This window comes from Gemmatimonadaceae bacterium, assembly GCA_035533755.1.
Lineage (GTDB): Bacteria > Gemmatimonadota > Gemmatimonadetes > Gemmatimonadales > Gemmatimonadaceae > JAGWRI01.
Window position 1 is genome coordinate 53,073 of record DATLTC010000062.1, and the last position, 18,353, is coordinate 71,425.

Annotated in this window: 17 protein-coding genes; 14 read left to right on the forward strand and 3 right to left on the reverse strand. The window is 69.2% G+C overall.

From position 1 onward, the window contains the following. Positions 1-2: 2 nt before the first annotated feature. Positions 3-2,024, reverse strand: coding sequence for a M1 family metallopeptidase (locus VNE60_09830; GenBank protein ID HVB31811.1), 2,022 nt, complete (start codon positions 2,022-2,024; stop codon positions 3-5). Between the two features lie 336 nt (positions 2,025-2,360). Here VNE60_09830 and VNE60_09835 point away from each other — a divergent pair, with 336 nt between their 5' ends. Then, positions 2,361-3,212, forward strand: a complete 852-nt coding sequence (locus tag VNE60_09835; protein HVB31812.1) for an MBL fold metallo-hydrolase — start codon at positions 2,361-2,363, stop codon at positions 3,210-3,212. A gap of 41 nt (positions 3,213-3,253) precedes the next feature. Further along, a complete protein-coding gene (locus tag VNE60_09840; protein HVB31813.1) occupies positions 3,254-3,898 on the forward strand; it encodes a polysaccharide biosynthesis/export family protein in 645 nt (214 codons plus the stop codon). 42 nt (positions 3,899-3,940) lie between these two features. Here VNE60_09840 and VNE60_09845 read toward each other — a convergent pair whose 3' ends face one another. Both VNE60_09845 and VNE60_09850 read right to left on the reverse strand, forming a co-directional pair. Continuing rightward, positions 3,941-4,570 carry a hypothetical protein gene (locus VNE60_09845; protein ID HVB31814.1) on the reverse strand — a complete coding sequence of 210 codons (630 nt, stop codon included), beginning with the start codon at positions 4,568-4,570 and terminating at the stop codon, positions 3,941-3,943. Then, positions 4,548-5,378 carry a hypothetical protein gene (locus tag VNE60_09850; GenBank protein HVB31815.1) on the reverse strand — a complete coding sequence of 277 codons (831 nt, stop codon included), beginning with the start codon at positions 5,376-5,378 and terminating at the stop codon, positions 4,548-4,550. Before VNE60_09850 ends, VNE60_09845 begins: the two co-directional genes overlap by 23 nt. Positions 5,379-5,709: 331 nt before the next feature. Here VNE60_09850 and VNE60_09855 point away from each other — a divergent pair, with 331 nt between their 5' ends. From VNE60_09855 to VNE60_09910, 12 genes are read left to right on the forward strand one after another with little or no spacing between them, the layout of a single operon-like run. Continuing rightward, on the forward strand, positions 5,710-6,945 hold the full coding sequence (locus VNE60_09855) for a glycosyltransferase (GenBank protein ID HVB31816.1): 1,236 nt from the start codon (positions 5,710-5,712) through the stop codon (positions 6,943-6,945). Then, positions 6,942-8,066: a glycosyltransferase family 4 protein gene (locus tag VNE60_09860; GenBank protein HVB31817.1), complete on the forward strand. Its 1,125-nt coding sequence runs from the start codon at positions 6,942-6,944 to the stop codon at positions 8,064-8,066. The genes VNE60_09855 and VNE60_09860 overlap by 4 nt, the downstream gene beginning before the upstream one ends. Beyond that, a complete protein-coding gene (locus tag VNE60_09865; protein HVB31818.1) occupies positions 8,063-8,743 on the forward strand; it encodes a class I SAM-dependent methyltransferase in 681 nt (226 codons plus the stop codon). The genes VNE60_09860 and VNE60_09865 overlap by 4 nt, the downstream gene beginning before the upstream one ends. Next, entirely contained in the window at positions 8,740-10,137 is a 1,398-nt protein-coding gene (locus tag VNE60_09870; protein ID HVB31819.1) for a hypothetical protein, read from the forward strand. The genes VNE60_09865 and VNE60_09870 overlap by 4 nt, the downstream gene beginning before the upstream one ends. After that, the gene (locus VNE60_09875) at positions 10,134-11,276 is read left to right on the forward strand and encodes a glycosyltransferase family 4 protein (GenBank protein HVB31820.1); all 1,143 of its coding nucleotides are present in this window, start codon (positions 10,134-10,136) and stop codon (positions 11,274-11,276) included. Before VNE60_09870 ends, VNE60_09875 begins: the two co-directional genes overlap by 4 nt. A gap of 14 nt (positions 11,277-11,290) precedes the next feature. Then, positions 11,291-12,226 (forward strand): class I SAM-dependent methyltransferase, encoded by a 936-nt coding sequence (locus VNE60_09880; protein ID HVB31821.1) that lies wholly within the window; start codon positions 11,291-11,293, stop codon positions 12,224-12,226. After that, entirely contained in the window at positions 12,226-13,137 is a 912-nt protein-coding gene (locus VNE60_09885; protein HVB31822.1) for a glycosyltransferase, read from the forward strand. Before VNE60_09880 ends, VNE60_09885 begins: the two co-directional genes overlap by 1 nt. A gap of 2 nt (positions 13,138-13,139) precedes the next feature. Continuing rightward, positions 13,140-14,300, forward strand: coding sequence for a glycosyltransferase family 4 protein (locus VNE60_09890; GenBank protein ID HVB31823.1), 1,161 nt, complete (start codon positions 13,140-13,142; stop codon positions 14,298-14,300). Further along, complete coding sequence (locus VNE60_09895) at positions 14,297-15,154, forward strand: FkbM family methyltransferase (protein ID HVB31824.1); 858 nt, start codon at positions 14,297-14,299, stop codon at positions 15,152-15,154. Before VNE60_09890 ends, VNE60_09895 begins: the two co-directional genes overlap by 4 nt. Before the next feature lie 3 nt (positions 15,155-15,157). Further along, the gene (locus VNE60_09900; protein ID HVB31825.1) at positions 15,158-16,345 is read left to right on the forward strand and encodes a glycosyltransferase family 4 protein; all 1,188 of its coding nucleotides are present in this window, start codon (positions 15,158-15,160) and stop codon (positions 16,343-16,345) included. Next, positions 16,342-17,508: a glycosyltransferase family 4 protein gene (locus tag VNE60_09905; protein ID HVB31826.1), complete on the forward strand. Its 1,167-nt coding sequence runs from the start codon at positions 16,342-16,344 to the stop codon at positions 17,506-17,508. Before VNE60_09900 ends, VNE60_09905 begins: the two co-directional genes overlap by 4 nt. After that, positions 17,505-18,350, forward strand: coding sequence for a hypothetical protein (locus VNE60_09910; protein ID HVB31827.1), 846 nt, complete (start codon positions 17,505-17,507; stop codon positions 18,348-18,350). Before VNE60_09905 ends, VNE60_09910 begins: the two co-directional genes overlap by 4 nt. Positions 18,351-18,353: the final 3 nt, after the last annotated feature.

Below are 18,353 nucleotides of genomic sequence, written 5' to 3' on the forward strand. Positions count from 1 at the left end.
GGTCACGGTCTGGAGCCGATGGGGTAAGCCAGTCCTCCGCCGGTAGACGGCATTCCGGCATCAACCGCCGGCGCATCGCCCCAGACGTCATTTGCCGGGTTCCAGTCGGGCACATCGGGATCGGGCCAGAGGTGCACGCCCACCACCTGGCCGCGGGCCGGAATGGAGGCCGTGTAGTGATCTCCGATGTTCCAGACCTGCACCGGGAAGCGAAAGTCCTGCGTAGAGCCATCGGCGTACTTCACGCGAAGCGCGACCGGAAACGGAACGGACGTGTGCTTGGTGAGGGTGATGTCGGCCACGCGCTGGCCGTCGACGGTCCGCATGCCGACGCGGTCGATGCCGATGTCCAGCACATCCGTGGTGTACCAGAAGGCGTGCCAGAACCAGCTGAGATCCTCGCCGGAGACATTCTCCACGGTGCGGAAGAAATCGGCGGGGGTCGGGTGCTTGAATGCCCATCGCCGCACGTACTCGCGCATGGCGCGGTCCATGGTTTCGCGTCCGATCACGTTGTCGCGGAGCGCGAGCAGCACGGCGCCCGGCTTGCGATATCCGATCGCGCCGAGGGCGCGGGCGTCGATGCGATCGGGCGGGGTGAGGAGGGGGACGTCGACGCGTTGGTCAACGGCCTGGCGCCAACTCTGCATGTATCCGGCGAACGCGCTCGTGCCGGGGTAGCGGCGCTCGTTGGAGAAGGCGTTCTGATAGGTGTTGAAGCCCTCGTCCTGCCAGGCATAGCGGCGCTCGTTGGACCCGACGATCATCGGGAACCATTCGTGGCCGTGTTCATGATCGATGGTTCCGAACGTGGAGTTCGCTTGGCCGGTGCCGTAGTGCACCATGACGAACATCGGATATTCCATGCCGCCGACCGGCCCGGCCACGGAGGTGGCGCTGGGGTAAGGATATGGGTACCACAGTTGCGAGTATGTCTTGATGGTCCATTGGGTCTGTTCGGCGCCGGTTTCCCAGGCGCTACCGGCCTTGGGGTATTGATAGAAGGCCTGGATGCGCACGCCGTGCCAGCTGGTGGCATCCCAACGGAAATCGGGCGCCGCGGCCCACGCCACGTCACGCACGCTGTCGGCGTGGAAGCGCCAGGTCCTGGTGCCCGGCGTGACGCGGGCCCGGGCTTCGTCGCGGGTGATGACGCTGACCTGCTGCTCGGTGCGCATGGCCTGGGCAAGGCGCTCCCGCTCGGCGGGGCTGAGTACCTCACTGTCGTTCTGCAGCATGCCGCTGCCGGCCACCGTGTAGCCCGCGGGGACGGTGACGGCGTAGTCAAAGGTGCCGTATTCGAGGTAGAACTCGCCCTGGCCCAGATAGGGGTCGGTGTTCCACCCGCGGACGTCGTCGTACACGACCATTCGAGGATACCACTGCGCGATCTCGTAGAGCGTGCCGTCGCGTCCCATGCGGTCGGAGCCGTGGTCGGGAACGCGGAACGCAAAATCCATGGCGATGTTCGCGGTGTCGCCGCCAGGCGCCAGGGGGCGGTCGAGATCGATACGCATCATCGTGTCATCGACGTGTCCGGCGGCCGGTTGCCCATCCACTCGCAGATCGGACAGCGCGTCGCCGCCCTCGAATCCGCGGACGCCCCACCGAGAATCGGGCGTGAAGAGCGCCGATCCTTTGCTTCCCGGAGCGTAGAGATTCTGATCGACCTGCAGCCACACGAAGCGCAGCGTGTCGGGGGAGTTGTTGGTGTAGTGAATGGCCACGTGGCCGCGTACGGTGCGGTTGGTGGTATCGAGCGAGGCGTCGATGCGATAGTCGGCCCGCTGCTGCCAATAGGCGGGGCCGGGTTGGCCGTCGGCGCTGCGGTATCGATTGGGCGCGGGCAGCCACATGTGATCGATGCGCGTGAACGGATCGTCGGCGAGCGTGCGCACCGAGGTGCCGGCGCCCGCCATCGCGGCGGCGGTGGCGACGGGATCGATGCGAACAGGGGACATCATCTGCGGCTGCTGCGACGCACAGGCGGTTGCGAGCGCACACAGCAGGAGGAGGCGGTTCATGGGCGAAACCTTGGGCGGGGATGTGGGACAAGCTGGCGCATGGAACCCGGCAAACGGAAGGGCGCGGCCCGGCCGGTGGTCGACTCCGCGCCGGGCCGCCGGTGATGGGGCCGATCGCGTCGGCGTATCTTTCCTGGCGACGCGATGGGAAGGGAGGGCAGCATGAGCGGAGCAATCCGGGAAACGGCGCGGCCGGCGCACCGCCGCGCGGACGGCCGTTTTGAGAACCCGTGGCCCGGGGATAGGGCGCACGGGTTCGGCGAGCTCATGCGTTGGCGGCGCGAGCGGCGGGCGAAGCCACCGGTGCCGCCGCTGCTTCCGGGAACACTGCCACGGGTGGCGAGCTCGTTCGACCGGCCGCGGGCGGCCCCGGAAACGCTGACCGCCACATGGGTGGGCCACGCGACGACACTGCTCCAGATCGGGAGTCTCAATGTCCTGACCGATCCGATGTGGAGCCAACGGGCGAGTCCGCTTTCCTGGGCCGGACCGGCGCGAGTGGTGCCGCCGGCGGTGGCGCTGGACGCGCTGCCGCCGGTCGACATGGTGCTGATCTCGCACAATCACTACGACCATCTAGATGAGCAAACCGTTAAGGGTCTGCAGTCGCGGCATGCGGAGGCGGTCTGGATGGCGCCGCTCGGCGTGGCCCGCCTGCTGCGGCGGTGGGGGGTGCGGCAGGTGCACGAACTCGACTGGTGGGCGACCGACCGCGTGGCGGACGCCGAGGTGGCGTGTGTGCCGGCGCGCCATTTCAGTGCGCGCACCCCATGGGATCGAGGCAAGACGCTCTGGTGCGGGTGGACGATCGCCAACGACGGCTGGCGCGTGTACTTTGCCGGCGACACGGCGTACCACCCAGAGTTTGGCCAGATCGCCGAACGTCATGGTCCGTTCGACCTTGTGCTGCTCCCGGTGGGCGCGTACGAGCCGCGCTGGTTCATGGGGAGCGTGCACATGAATCCGGAGGACGCGCTGGAGGCGTACGGCGATCTGAGCCGCGGGCATCCTGACGCGCCGGCGCCGACCCTGCTGCCGATCCACTGGGGAACGTTTCGACTCACCGACGAACCGGTGACCGAGCCCCCGGCGCGCCTCCGGGCCCGTTGGGCCGACGCCGACCTTCCGGGCGGCGCGCTCTGGCTTGCGGCGCACGGACAAACGCACCGTCGCGAGAGACCCGGATGACGTGCTATACTGGGGAGCGCTTTCCTCGATCCCGATCGCCCATGTCTCGCTCGTTCCGCCTCATCGTCGCCGCCGTGAGCCTGGCGCTGCTGCCCGCCCGCGTGCGCGCGCAGAATCCCGTGCCCGAACCGCACGCCGTGACCGACGTCATTCTTCGTCCCGGCGACGTGGTGCGACTCAAACTGTGGCCCGAGCAGCAATACTCGGGGGACTATCAGGTGGAGACCTCGGGCATCGTGGCCATTCCCCTGCTTGGCGAGATGCACGTGGCCGGGAAGCCGTTGAGCGAGGTCCGCAACGAAGTGCGTGACCGGTACCGTTCACTGACGACGAATGGCGTCGCGATCGTGTCGTTGCAGTTCCGGGTCAGCGTGCTGGGCCAGGTGGCGCGTCCCGGGTTGTATGCCGTGGACGCCACCCAGTCGGTGTTCGATGCACTGAGCCAGGCGGGCGGGCCCACGCCCGGGGCGGATCTGACGCGCGTTCGACTGATTCGCGACGATCACATCGTGATCCTCGACGCCAAACAGGCGGAGGAAACGGGCGCCCCGTTGTTGAGCATTCTGCTGCAGTCGGGCGATCGCATCATCGTGCCGCAGCAGACCATGACCTGGCTCAGCTGGCAGAACGCCCTGACCGCGCTGCAGACGATCGGGTTGATCATCGCCCTCGCGAAGCACCCCTGAACCCGGCGACGACCGCGCCCATCAGGCGCGGCCGTCGGATGATCATCGTCCGGTGAGCTGCACCAGGATGTCGTGGATGGCCGGCAATTCAGCGGGCGGCGACGTCAGGAACGATTCACTGCTGGAATCGATGAACGCGTTGTAGGCGGCCACGCTGTTGGCGAGCTGGGTGGCCGTGAGGGAGTTGAAGAAGCGCGTGTCCATCGCGATCCCTTTGACGAGCAGGCCGCGGAACGACTCCACGAAGGCCTGCGCGTTGGCCGTTGCCTGCGGTGAGGCGTTGTCCGTGGTGAGAATGGTGAGCAGTTGCGCGGCGGCCTGGCCGCTCGCGCTGCCCCCGGCCGTGACCTCGTACAACAGGTTCTGGGTGGCCGGTGGGGGGCGGTACCCGCCCGTCCCGGCGAAGGACTGGGAGCTCAACTGCGCATTCACGCGCGCCGCCGTTTCCTGATACGACTGCGCGACCTGGGGCGTGACGAAGGTGATGACGCGCACGGCCCCGCCCACGGAGACGCCGAACACGGGGCTCACGATACTGCTGGATGTGATCGAGATTCCGCTCACATCCGACTGATTGGCGCCCTGCGCGGCCGCCGGCGCCGCGAGCAGCGTGAGGAGCGCGCACGCCGTCAGCGCGGCCGACCGTGGCCTACGGGCTTCTGTACACCGCATGGAGATCCTCCGGGGACAGCGTACGATTGTCGCGATGGGCGTTGAACCCATAGCCGATGCTCATGATGAAGCGCGGACCGTTGCCCGCGTGCCGGGTGGCGTCGGCAAACCCGATGGATCCGACGATGCCGCGTCCGGGAAAGGGCGTGAACGTGAGCCCGGCATCGAGGTCCTGGCCGGTCCAGTCGGCGACCGCGGCGACGGCTGGGATGAGGCGCAGGCCCAAGCCACCGAACACGCCGACCGTAGAACGGTGGGCACGGACGTCGGCCTCGGGACGAAACCGGCCATTACCGATGCCGATCGAGGCAGTCAACACGCCGAGCGGCGCATCTTCCGCCGGGCGCAGTATGAACACGCGCCCCATGGTTCCGAAGACGCTGGTGCCGCCGTCGGTGTTGCCCCAGGTGATCGCGTTCTCGATCCCCGCGGAGAAGAGCAGCAGGTGCTGCGGATCGCGATGGTGGATCTTGAAGCTGAGGCCGCCGATGGACATTGGGGCGTGGCGAACGGACGAGAACGACGTGAGGGCGACCTCGAGGGCGAGACCGCCCTCGGGGTCGCCGAACCCCGTTCCGACGCCGAGCCCGCCGTCGGGACGGCTGGTGTAGCGCGTGCGCCCCTGGAACCCGGCACCCATGAAGTAGTCGCCGCCGCCAGCGCCGGACGCGGCCGGTGAGCCGAGGCTGCTGCCGGGCGCGCCGAGAAATGTGGCGACGGTGATCTGCTGCACCGGCGCGGGTTGGACGCGGTAGATGCGCCGAAGCGAGTCAAGGTGAGTGGCCGATGGGCGGGCGGTGCCGGCCACTTGCGCGTCCAGTCTCGCGGCGCTGAACGCAGCTGAGAGGACGCACCAGGTGGCGAGCGTCCTGGTGGTGCGAGATGCCAGGGACCGGCGGGTGGGTATGTGGGCCATCCACCGCAAGATAAGGGGCCGAACGGGGGGCCGAAACGCTAAAGTCTGTATTGGCTCTGGACGGTAGCGGACATTATATCTCTAGTCCCGTAACTCGCCCGGGGCCGATTGGGTTCGGGCAGAGTGCAAGTGGCGATCCAGAGCACGAAAACATTTGTTTTTGGCTGTATTCGGCGACAGTCGCTCTGGATTGCTGCATCTCGCGGCCTATCGACCGAGGCGCGTGCGCATCGTTTACCTGAGTGGAACTGCCCAGCTTGGCGGAGCGGAACGCTGCCTGCTGGACGTGATGCAGAGCGTGCATGCCGATCAACCGGCGTGGACGTTGATGCTCGTCGCGCCGCGCGACGGTCCGCTGGTGGAGCGCGCGCGCGCGTTGGGGTTTGGCGCCGAAGTCGTGCCGATTCCGAACAGCGTGGCGAGGCTGGGCGACTCGGCTACGCGGGGGCATCTGTTCCGACTGCTGGCGTTGGGCGCGCGCGCGGTGGGAGCGGCAGGGGGCGTAGCGCGCTATCGACGCCGGCTCCGGCGTGCGTTGGAGCGCCTGCGGCCCGATGTGGTGCACACCAACGGGTACAAGATGCACGTGATGGGCGCGTGGAGCCGCCCGCGTTCGGCGGCGCTGCTGTGGCACCTACATGACTACGTGTCGTCGCGTCCGATGATGGCGCGGGCGATGCGGCGTGTTTCACGGGACTGCGATGCCGCGGTGGCGGTATCGCCGAGCGTGGCACGGGACATGGCGCCATACTGGCGCGGGCGGTCGCCGGTGGCTGTGGTGCTGAATGGTGTTGACGTCGACGCGTTCCGGCCCGATGGACCGCGGGCCGATCTCGATGGACTGGCAGGTCTGCCGCCAGCTCCGCCGTCGACCGTCCGCGTGGGGCTCGTGGCGACGCTGGGGCGGTTCAAGGGGCACGACGTGTTTCTGCGGGCCATCGCGCGTCTTCCGCAGGAGCTGCCACTGCGTGCATATGTCGTGGGCGGATCGTTGTACGAAACGCGAGGCAGCGAAGTCTCACTGGACACTCTGCGGCAGATGAGCCACGAGCTCGGCATCGAGGCACGGGTGGGATTCACGGGGTTCGTGAGCGAACCGGCCACGGCGATGCGGGCGCTGGACGTGATCGTGCATGCGACGACGGTGCCGGAGCCGTTCGGGCTCGTGATTGTGGAGGGGATGGCATGCGGTCGAGCGGTGATCGCGAGCGCGGCTGGAGGTGCGGCGGAGATCGTCGATGCGGAGGTCGACGCATTGACCCATGTACCCGGCGACGTGGGTGGGTTGGCGGTAGCGATCGAGCGGTTGGTGGTGGATGATGCATTGCGCCGCCGGCTCGGGGCCGCTGGGCGGCGGAGCGCGGAGTTGCGATTCAATCGCGATCGACTGGGCACGGCGATGGTTCCGATCTATCGAACCGCGGTGGCGAGCGCGGGGAAGGAGCGGCGGTCGGCATGAAACTTCTACACGTCTATAGCGGCAACCTCTACGGCGGCGTCGAGGCGATGCTCGTGACGCTGGCGTGCGAACGGGCCGCGTTCCCGGCGCTCGACGCGCAATTCGCGCTGTGTTTCGATGGCCGGCTGGCGCGCGAGCTCCGGGCCTGCGGGATGCCGGTGCATCTGCTCGGCGGCGTGCGGGCCAGCCGTCCGTCCACGATCGTGCGCGCGCGACGGGCGCTGCGGGCGCTGCTCGCGGAGACGAAGCCGGACTTCGTGATGTGCCATTCGGCGTGGTCGTACTCCATTTTCTCACCGACGGCCCGACGGGCGGGATTTCCGGTGGGATTCTGGCTCCATGACGCGGTGCGGGGCAGCCACTGGACGGAGCGGTGGGCGCGGCTGCGGCAACCGGACGTCGTGATCTACAACAGCGCGTATACCGGGCGCACGGTCCCAACCGTCTTCCCGCGCGCGCCATCGGCGATGGTGTATTGCCCGGTGTCGGCCGCCGTGGCGCCGCCCGCGGCGCGCGCCGAGATGCGCGCGGAGTTCGGGGTGGCGCCGGACACGGCCGTCATCGTGCAGGTGGGCCGGCTCGAGCGGTGGAAGGGACACGCGTTGCTGTTGCACGCGCTCGGCTTCCTCGGCGATCTGCCGGGCTGGGAGTGCTGGATCGTGGGCGGCGTGCAGCGGGCATCGGAACGCGCGTATGAAGCACAATTGCGCACGCTGGCGGTATCGCGCGGGGTTCGCACCCGTGTGCGGTTTCTCGGGGAGCGCGACGACATTTCGCGGGTGCTCGCGGGTGCCGACGTCTTCTGCCAACCCAACGCGCAGGCGGAGCCATTCGGCGTGGCGATCATCGAAGCGCTGTATGCCGGGATTCCGGTCGTCGCCACGGACATGGGCGGACCGTCGGAAATCCTGGCCGGCGAATCGTGCGGCATTCTGGTGCCGCCGAAGCAACCGCACGAGTTGGCGAATGCCTTGCGGGGACTGATCGAGAACGTGCCGCGCCGGCGAGCCATGGGCGCGGCGGGTCCGGCGCGGGCCCGCGCGTTGTGCGATCCGGCGGCGCGGCTCGAACAGCTCAACGACGTCCTGATGGGCGCGATCCGGAGAAAGTCGGAAGCATGAGCGGAACGGCGCCCGATCTGGACACGCGCGCGCGGCAGTCGCTCGGCACGAGCGGTGACGCCATCTACGCCATGGTCGACGCGCTCGTGGGCGAGCGACACGCCGGCGGCGGCGTGCTGGCGGACATCGGATGCGGCACGGGGCTGCTCTGGTCGCGGCTGCAGGGGCGGTTCGCCCGGTGTTTGGGTGTGGATGCGGTGCGCTACGAGGGGCTCGATGGGGCGATCGAATTCGTGGCGCACGATCTGGATCGGCCGGGCATTCCGCTGCCGGCGGCGTGCGCCGACGTGGTGACGGCGGTGGAGACGATCGAGCATCTGGAAAATCCGTGGGCATTCATGCGCGAGTTGGCCCGGCTGGCAGCGCCGGGTGGGTGGGTGGTGGTGACGACGCCCAATCAGCTCAGCGTATTGAGCAAGCTGACGCTCGTGCTGAAGAACGGGTTCAATGCGTTTCAGGAGGCCTCGTATCCGGCGCACCGTACGGCGTTGCTCGAAGTCGATCTGCGGCGGCTGGCGGGCGAAGCGGGGCTGACGCAGGCGGAAGTGCGGTACTCGGGTGAGGGGCGGCTGCCGTTCACGGGCCGGCACTACCCGCGTGCGCTCGGCGCCTTCTGGCCGCGCGGGTGTTCGGACAACGTGGCGATCGTGGCGCGCAAACCGGTGGGGGCGCGATGACGATGCCGGCATCGCCGGCCATGATGTCGAGCCAGGGCCGCGCGGTGGTTCTGGCGCCCGCGGAGCGCGAAGCGGATTTCTGGGTTCGGTGGTTCATCATCATCCAGGTAGTCTCGCAGTTGGCGATCATCAGTCCGCTGGGCAGCATGCGGATGATGTTCCGGATGGCGGCGTTCGGATCGAGCCTGGTGTTTCTCGTCCTCGTGCGCGGGAGATCCGGCGGGCACCCGGCGCGGACCGCGGCCCTCATCGTGGTCGTGATTCTGTGTCTGGCGGTATTCAACCCGACGGCGGCGGCGCTGCCCGCCGCGCTGGCGCAGGTGGGGCTCTACGTGGCGATTCTGGCCCCGCTGTTCTGGGTGCCGCGGTTGACCGTGGCCACGAAGACGTTGCGAGACGTGCTGCTGATTCTCTGGCTGTTCCACACCGTGGGATCGGTGGTGGGCGTGCTCCAGGTGTATTACCCGGGCCGTTTCCAACCCAACGTCTCGCCGGTGATCCTCTCGCTGGGCCACGGCTACGTGGAGAGCCTGAAAATCACGACGTCCGGAGGGATCCGCGTTTTCCGACCGATGGGGCTGACGGACGTGCCAGGGGGCGCGTCGAGTTCAGGGTTCTACGCCGTGGTGCTGGGGATCGGGATGTTCTTCACGACGCAGCGCCGATGGCTGTCGATGGCGGCGATCGGGAGCATCCTGCTCGGCCTGATGTGCCTGTATCTGTCACAGGTGCGGGCGATGATGGTGATCACGGGCGTCAGCATCGTCGGCGTGACGGCCATTCTGGCGCTGCGCCGCGATTACAAGCGGCTATCGGCCTTCAGCGTGGTGCTGGTCGTGGTACTCGTGGGAAGCTTCCGGAGCGCGGTGTCCCTGGCGCGGGGCAGCGTGGAAGAACGGCTGGGGACGCTCACGGCGGGGACGCCGGAACAGGTGTACGCGCAGAATCGCGGGGGGTTCCTGAGCCAGGCGTTCAACGAGTTGCTGCCGGAATACCCGCTAGGGGCAGGGATCGGTCGGTGGGGGATGATGAACGGGTACTTCGGTGACAAGTCCGATCCGAATCCGCCGCTCTGGGCGGAGATCCAATGGAGCGGGTGGGTGTTGGATGGCGGAGCGCCGCTCATCCTGGCGTACGTCTCGGCGCTGTTGCTGACGTTGTTGACGACGCTGCGGATTGCCCGATGGCGATCGATGAGTGATCCCACCCTCTCACTGTGGGGCTCGGTGATCCTGGGCTATTCGGTGGGCACGTGCGCGCTGACGTTCTCGTATCCCGTGTTCCTGTCGCAGACGGGCATGGAGTTCTGGCTACTGAACGGCGTGGTTTTCGCGGCCGCGCGCACGCAGGCATGGCGAGACATGTCGCCGCCGCTTCCGCTTCCGCAGGCGTGAAGCCCTACGCGCTGGTCACGGGCGACTTCGTCCGAACGGGCGGCATGGACGTGGCCAACTTCCATCTGGCACGCCATCTCGCGAGCCGGGGCGGCGAAGTCCACTTGGTGGCGCATCGCGCCGATGCCGAGTTGCTGGCGATGCCGGGAGTGGTGATGCACCGGGTGGCGAAACCCTTGAACTCCTATCTGCTCGGCGCGCGGCTGTTGGCGCGCGCGGGCGCGCGGTGGGGGCGGGCGTGCCGGGCGCAGGGAGGGCGCCAGGTGGTGAACGGTGGCAATTGCGCGAGTCCCGACACCAACTGGGTGCACTACGTGCATGCGGGACATGCTCCCGAAGTGGCCACGTCGCCGGTGGATCGGATGCTGCGCGCGTGGATGCACCGCCGATTCGTGATCGAGGAGCGGGCGGCGCTGGCGCAGGCGCGTCTGGTGATCGTGAATTCCGAGCGCACGGCGCAGGATCTGGTGGCCGGCGTAGGCGTGGCGAGGGGCCGGATCCAGACGGTGTACTACGGCACCGACGCCGCGTATCATCGGCCGCCCACGGTTGCGGAGCGCCGCACGGCGCGCGTCGCGCTCGGATGGAACGACGACGTGCCCGCGGTGGCGTTCGTGGGGGCGCTGGGGGATCGGCGCAAGGGATTCGACGTGCTGTTCCGCGCCTGGGAGGCGTTGTCCCGTGACGCGAGTTGGGACGTGCGGCTGGCCGTGATCGGGAGCGGGCGCGAACTCCCGGCGTGGCGCGACCGGGCGACACGTGCCGGGTTCGGTTCGCGGGTACGGTTCGTGGGATTCACCCGCGACGTGCGCGCCGTGCTGTGGGCGTGTGACGCGATCGTCGCGCCGGCCCGGTACGAAGCCTATGGGCTCGCCGTGCATGAAGCGGTGTGCTGCGGGCTGCCCGCGATCGTGAACGCGAACGCGGGCGTCGCCGAGCGACTCCTGGGGCTGGAAGCGCTGCAGCCGGCCGTGCCGGAAGACGGCGACGCGCTGGCCGACGCGATGCGGCGGTGGCGCGATGCGCGGGGGGCGTGGGCGGATCGCGCCCTCGGCCTGTCGGCGGAGCTGCGCGCGTGGAGTTGGGACGACATGGGCGCGCGGATCGTCGAGGCGATGGAAACAGCGGGGGCCGCGTGACGCCATCGTCGCCGATGTTCGAACCGCTGACCGCGTGCTGGGTGTGTGGCGGAAGGGAGTTGCGGCCGGTGCACGAAGCCGTGTTCGAACTCTCCACCTACGTGGATCAGGATCCACCGCTCGCGGCGTACACCGGTCAACACGTGGCGCTGGTTCGTTGCGCCACCTGCGGTTTCTCGCAGCCGGCGGCGCTGCCCGCGCTGCCGGGATATTTCGCGCGGATGTACGACCAGCGGTGGTCCGAAGACTGGATGGCGCACGAGTATGCGAGTGGCTACAAGGACCTGATCTTCCGTTCGGTGCTCGGCGAACTCGGGCGGCGGTTGCCGCCGGCACGGCGCGCGCTGCTCGATCTCGGCGCGCACGTGGGGCGGCTGCTGCGGATGGCGCGGGACCTCGGCTGGACGGCGGAGGGTGTGGAGTTGAATCCGCAGACGTCGGCGTTCGCGGCGGCGGCGACGGGGCTCCCCGTGCACCGCGCCGACGCCAGCACGCTGGCCGAGGCCGGCCGCCGGTACGACGCCGTGACGTTCATCGACGTGCTGGAGCACATTCCGGATCCAGTATCGGCGCTGGTGGCGGCGCGGCGCGTGCTCGCGCCGGGCGGCTGGATTGCCGTGAAGGTCCCGAACGGGCCGGTGCAGTTGTGGAAGGAGACGGTGCGCGCGCGTGTGACTCCTGGGTATCGGGCGACGGTTGCGGACAACCTCGTGCACGTGAACCACTTCTCGCCGCGCACGCTGGCGCGCGCGCTGGAGCGGGCAGGCTTCACCCATGTGGAGGTCGGCCCGGCGGCGCCAGAGATCGTCCAACCGGGAGACGCCGGGTGGGTGAAGCGCTCGGCGGTCAACGGATTGCGGGTGGCGGCGTACGGACTGTCGCGCGCCCTGCCGGGTGGCACGCGGACGCCGCTGGCCCTGCACCTTCAGGCGTACGCGCAGGTGCCCTGATGGGAACGGGTGCGGTGTCTCCCGCGCTGTCGGTGATCGTCGCCACGCATGACAACCGGCCGGTGCTGGCGCGCTGCCTGGAGGCCTGGAGACGGTTCGCGCGGCGCCAGCCGGTGGAGCTGCTGGTGATCGAGGACGGATGCACCGACGGGACGGTGGAGTATCTCCGGGGCGTGGCGGGAACGGATTGGGGCGCGATCGCGGTGCGCGTGCTGCACGAAGACAACGTGCATGAACTGATGTGCACGAACCGCGGATTTCGCGAAGCGCGTGCGTCGCTGATCATGAGCTGGCACGACGACATGTTCCTGGGCGCGTCGTGGTTCGTGCCGGAGTTGATCGCTGCTTTCGCGGCGTATCCGGAGCTGGGGCTGTTGAGCCTGAGTCGCGGCCTGCGCTGCTTGCCGTACGACGCGCCCGTCCGGACGTTCGAGGATTCGATCGACTGGCGGCGCCTGCAGAGCACGATCGGACCGGCGCCATTCAACTGGTTGCGACTGTACGAAGTGGACGCGGTGATGCGGCCCTGGGTGGTGCGGCGCGCCTGCCTGGACCGGGTGGGGCTGCTGGACGAGGCGTTTCGCCCGACCGAATGGGACGAGGCCGATCTGTGCTATCGGATCCGGGGCGCCGGGTGGAAGATCGCCACGCACGGATACGAGCGGGATGGCGCGTACGAGCATCTGTTGAGCACGACGCTCAACCGCACGCCGTCGGAGCGACGTCAGGCGGCGGCGCTGCGCAACGCCTTGCTCTTTCACGAGCGGTGGGACGAGACGATCCGCCGGGAGCACGACCGCCACCGCGGGACGTGGCGCCGCCGGCTGAGCGCGGCGGCCTTTGCCGGCACCATGGGCGCGATGGTCCGCGAGATGGGGCGGGGCCGCCGCGCGGCGCCGGGCGCGGGCTGACGATGCGCGTGTTCTTCGTCAACAGCGGAATTCTCGGCCATGCATCCGTGGCGCGGGTGGTGGGCGGCGCGGTGGCGTCGCGCGCCGACTTCACCGCTGTCCCGCTGAACCTGAGCGAAGGTCTGACTACGCGCGAGCGCGTGGTCAGACGCGTGATGTGTGTGGGGCCCACGACGCCGGCGAGCATGGTCAGCGGTCTGACGCTTGCCCGCTGGCGACGTGAGATGTACACCGGACACCTGGCGGCGGGGCGGATCGCCCGTGCCGAGCGCGCGCACGGCGCCGCCGACGTGCTGCACTTCCACACCCAGGCCACGGCATTCGCGTCTGTGCGGCGCATGCGGCGAACGCCGTCGATTGTCTCGATCGACATCACGCAGCGGTTGGCGAGCGTCGAAGTACCGGCGGGATTCAGGCGTTGGCAGTACGCGGCATGCGCGGCCCGGGATCGCACGGTGTTCCGCGCCGCGCGCGCGATCGTGGCCACATCGCGCTGGGCGGTGGCGGATCTGGCGCGCGAGCTTCCCGAATGTGCGGACCGGGTGCATGTGATGCCGTATCCGGTGCCGCTGGATGGGTTCGATGCCGCCTGGGGGCAGGTGCGCGCGGCGCGTCAGGGACAGCCGCGCGTGCTGTTCATGGGCGGCGACTTTCCGCGCAAGGGCGGGTGGAATCTGCTGGATGCATGGCGCACGGCCAACCTCGGTGAGGTGGCGCAGTTGCGCGTGGTGACTGACTGGCCGCTGACCGCGGACAGACTCCCGCCGGGCGCGGAACTGCGCTCTGGCATCCGGTCGTACACGCCGGAATGGTTTGCGTTGTGGCGCGAGGCCGACATCTTCGTGCTACCCACGACCGGCGAGGCGTTCGGCATGGTCTTTCAAGAAGCGGCGGCGGCGGGACTGCCAAGCATCGGGACGAACCTCAATGCCATTCCCGAGCTGGTGGTGCCCGGCGAAACTGGAATGCTCGTACCGGTAGGTGATGTGCGGGCGCTGGCGGAGGCATTGCGACACCTGATCGACCGCGCCGACGTGCGGCGGGCGATGGGAGCTGCGGCGCGCCATCGCATCGAGGGCCTGTGCGCACCGAACGCGTACGCAGAGCGTCTGGTGCAACTGGTGCACGACGTCAAAGCAACCGCCGCGGCGGGCTCGGCATGACCGACGAGCGGCGCGCCGCCGCTCACAGCGATCGCTACGGCCGACCGCCGTGGCTGGAACGCGTGGGCACGCGACTCGGCCGGCTCATCGGCGACGGCCCGCTGCGCCGTGTGGTGCGGCGGTGGTACCGTCGCGCGCTCGGCCTGGTGACCGGCGGTGGCCCGCGCAGCGTGCTGCCGCACGGCGAGGTGGTGCGCATCGCGCCCGCGTTCCGGTTCATGACGTGGAATCCCGTGGAGTACGAAGCGTTCCGATCCGTGCTCCGGCCGGGGGACGCGGCGCTGGACGTAGGCGCGAATGTGGGGGCGTACGCGATCCTGTTCGGGCAATGGACAGGGGATGGGGGGCGCGTGCTAGCGTTCGAGCCGGCGCCGGCGGCGTTCGAGGGCCTGCGCCAGCACATCGTGTTGAATGGACTCGAGGCATGCGTGCGTCCGATGCAGGTCGCGGTGTCGGACGCGATCGGCGAAGCGGAGTTCGTGAGCGAAGGCGTTCAGGGGACGAATCATCTTGGAAACGCCGCCGGCGGCAAGGCGTCGGCGGTGATCCGCGTGCCGACGACGACAATCGACGAGATCTGCGGGCGGGAGGGGCTGCAGCCGCGGCTCATCAAGATCGACGTTGAAGGTGCGGAGATGGCGGTCCTCCGTGGGGCGCGGGCCACGATCGCCGCGATGGGCCGAGACGCGGGCATCTTCGTGGAGATGCACCCGGCGGCGTGGCGCACGATGGGACTGTCGGTGGACGACATGCTCGCCGAGCTGGCCACGCAAGGCCTGCGCGCAGTGCCGCTGCGCGAGGTATCCGATCCCTGGGCGCTGGACGGCGAATGCATGCGCCTGGTTCGGGACTGACCAATGCGCATCCTGTGTGTGAACGACGGCGTGGGCGACGCGGGCGGGGTCCAGCGCTATCTGACGGCCGTGTCGGGGGCCCTGCGCGCGCGAGGCCACGATGTGGCGCTGCTCCATCTGGACGCGCTGCGCCGGGCGGATGAATCACCGGTGGGACCCGATGCGGCACATTTCTGCGTCACCCAGCTTGGTGAAGAGGCGGCGTTGGCGGCGGCAGCGCGGTGGCGCCCGACGGTAGTGTTCTCGCACAACATGCGCGCGCTGTCGGTGGAGCAGCGGCTGGTGGAGCGGTGGCCGGTGGCGAAGATGATGCACGGATATTTCGGCACCTGCATCGGCGGCCAGAAGATGCACGGCTTTCCCGGGCGTGTGGCGTGCGGGCGCCGATTCGGCCCCGCCTGCGTGGTGCTCTACCTGCCGCGGCACTGCGGTCAGTGGAGCGTGACGAAGCTGGCCGAGCAGTACGGCTGGACGCGCGCGCAGCACGCGTTGTTCGCGCGGTATGCCGCGATGCTCGTGGCCAGTGACCACATGCGTGACGAATATGCGCGCAACGGCATGACGGCATCGCGCATCGTGGTGAATCCGCTGTTCGCGGCCGAGGTGCCGCCACATCCGGCGCCGGCCCCCTCGGAATTCCGCGTGGTCTTCCTGGGTCGCATGACGGCGCTCAAGGGCGGGGACGTGCTCATCCGCGCCGTGGCGCGCGCGAACGCGCAGGTGCGCGCGCCGATCGCGCTGACGATGGCGGGCGACGGGCCGAGCCGCGAGGCGTGGCAGGCCCTGAGCGCGTCGCTCGGGGTGTCGGCAGCGTTTCCAGGGTGGGTGGACGCCGGCGAGCGGCAGGCGCTCTATGCTGCGGCGTCGGTCGTCGCGGTGCCGAGCCTGTGGCCGGAACCCTTCGGCCTCACCGGGCTCGAGGGCGGCGCCTACGGCGCGCCGGCGTTGGCGTTCGATGTGGGAGGCATCCGGGCGTGGCTCCGCGACGGCGTGAACGGGTGGTTGGTGCCGGCGGGCCACGGGGAGCGCGGGCTGGCCGATCGCCTCGTGGCCATTCAAGGACAGCCCGCGGAACTGCAGACGATGCGAACGGGGGCGCGCCGAGTGGCGGAGGAACTGTCGCTCGACCGGCACGTGGCCGGCGTGGAGCGCGTGCTGGCCGACGCGGGCGCGCGCGGGGCGGCGGCATGAACGGCACGTGGCATCTGATCACCGGGGAGTACCCACCGCAGCAGGGCGGGGTGAGCGACTACACGGCCACGCTGGCCCGCGCGTTGGCGGATACCGGGCGTGACGTGCACGTGTGGGCACCACCGGCGGCGGCTGCGTGGGGAGACGTCGACGGGCGCGTCCGCGTGCACCGGCTGCCGGACGTGTTCGGCAAACGCGGGCTCGCCCTGCTCACGCAGGGCCTCGACGCATGTCCGGATCCCCGCACACTGCTGGTGCAGTACGTTCCGCACGCGTTCGGGTCGCGCGGTATGAACGTGGCGTTCTGCCGGTGGGTGCAGCAGCGCGCCAGGCACTCGCGCGACGACGTCCGGGTGATGTTCCACGAGCCCTACTATCCGTTCGGGCTCTGGCCGCTGCATCGCAACGTATTGGCGGCGGCGAACCGTCTCATGGCCATGTTGCTGCTGTCGGACCTCCGTTCGGCCTACGTGTCCACGACCGCCTGGGCGCGGCGGCTGCGGCGCTATGCACCGCGCGCCCTGACCTTCGAATGGTTGCCCATCCCGGCCGCGATTCCCGTGGTCCACGATGCCGATCGCGTGACCGAGTGGAGGCGCCGCATCGCGCCCGTGACGTCGCCCCGTGTGGTGGGACACTTTGGCACGTACGGCGCGCTCATCACGCCGATGCTGGCGCCGGCGCTGGCGCAACTGCTGCGCACGGATGCCGAGGTCCGGGTGTGTCTGATCGGTTCGGGGAGCGAAGCGTTCGCCGCGCGGCTGACGGGGGACGCGCCGGCATGGGGTGCGCGCGTGACCGCGACCGGGCAGCTCGCACCAGCGGACGTCTCGGTGTGTCTGCAGGCGTGCGACGTGATGCTGCAGCCGTACGCAGACGGGGCAAGCGGGCGGCGGACGACCCTCATGGCCGCGCTGGCCAATGGCGTGGCGGTGGTGACCAATGCTGGGGCGGCCACGGAGGACGTGTGGAGTTCGAGCGACGGGGTGTGGCTCGCGCCGGACGCGACCTCCACCACGCTGCGCGAGGCCGTTACCGTCCTGCTGGACGACGAGGACGCGCGCCGTCGGATCGCCACCGCCGGCCAGGTGGTGTACGCGCAGCGGTTCGCGATCGCGCACACCATCGCGACTCTGCTGGCCCGACGGAGCGGAGCCGCATGAGCGTTCTCATAGGAATGAACTTCTATGCGGTGCAAGGCGATGCCGGTCGCCGGCAGGACCGCGCGATCGCGGCCCTGCGCGCGCTTCGCGGCACGCCGTGCGTGAATCTTCAGTGGCCGGACGGCCGATTCGACGTCCCCGGCATCGAGACGCTGGCCACGTTGCGCCGCGATGCGCGGACGGTGACCGGTCGCGACGGCCGGCGCAAGCCGATCGTCCCGGACATGCTCGACATCCTGGCGGACGCCGCCTCGGCGCGCGGCTGCTCGCACTTTCTGTTCGCGAACGCCGACATCGAGATCACGCCGCCGGCCATTGCGCTCATCGACGAGGCGCCGCGCGACGGGTATGCGTTCGTGCGCACCGACCTCGATCCGGAGACCCACGCCTCGATCGGCCAGATGCGATACGGCGTCGATGCGTTCGCGTTCGACGTCCGGTGGTGGGGCCGGCACCGCCATCGATTCCGCGCGTACATCGCCGGCGAACCGGTGTGGGATAACGTGTACACGGCGATTCTGCTCACCCACTCCGATGCCGCGTTCGTGGATCGTGAGGGACTGGTGTTGCACGAGCGGCATGAGTCGCCGTGGCGCGACAGTCCGTACGACGACTACACATGGTATCTCGCGGCGTTGGACCGGCCGTACTTCTCCCTCTGGTCCACGTTTCACGCCGAGTTCATGGCGCTTGGCGCGGCGGACGCCGGGGCGGGTGCCGTCGATGCGTTGCGGGACCGCGTGTTCGACGCGAGCAGGGTGGGTCGCGGACGGGTGGTGCAGTTCCTTCGAGCGGCCAAGGCGCGGGCGCGATATGCCATGCACGGGTTGCGTCGCCCGTGAGTA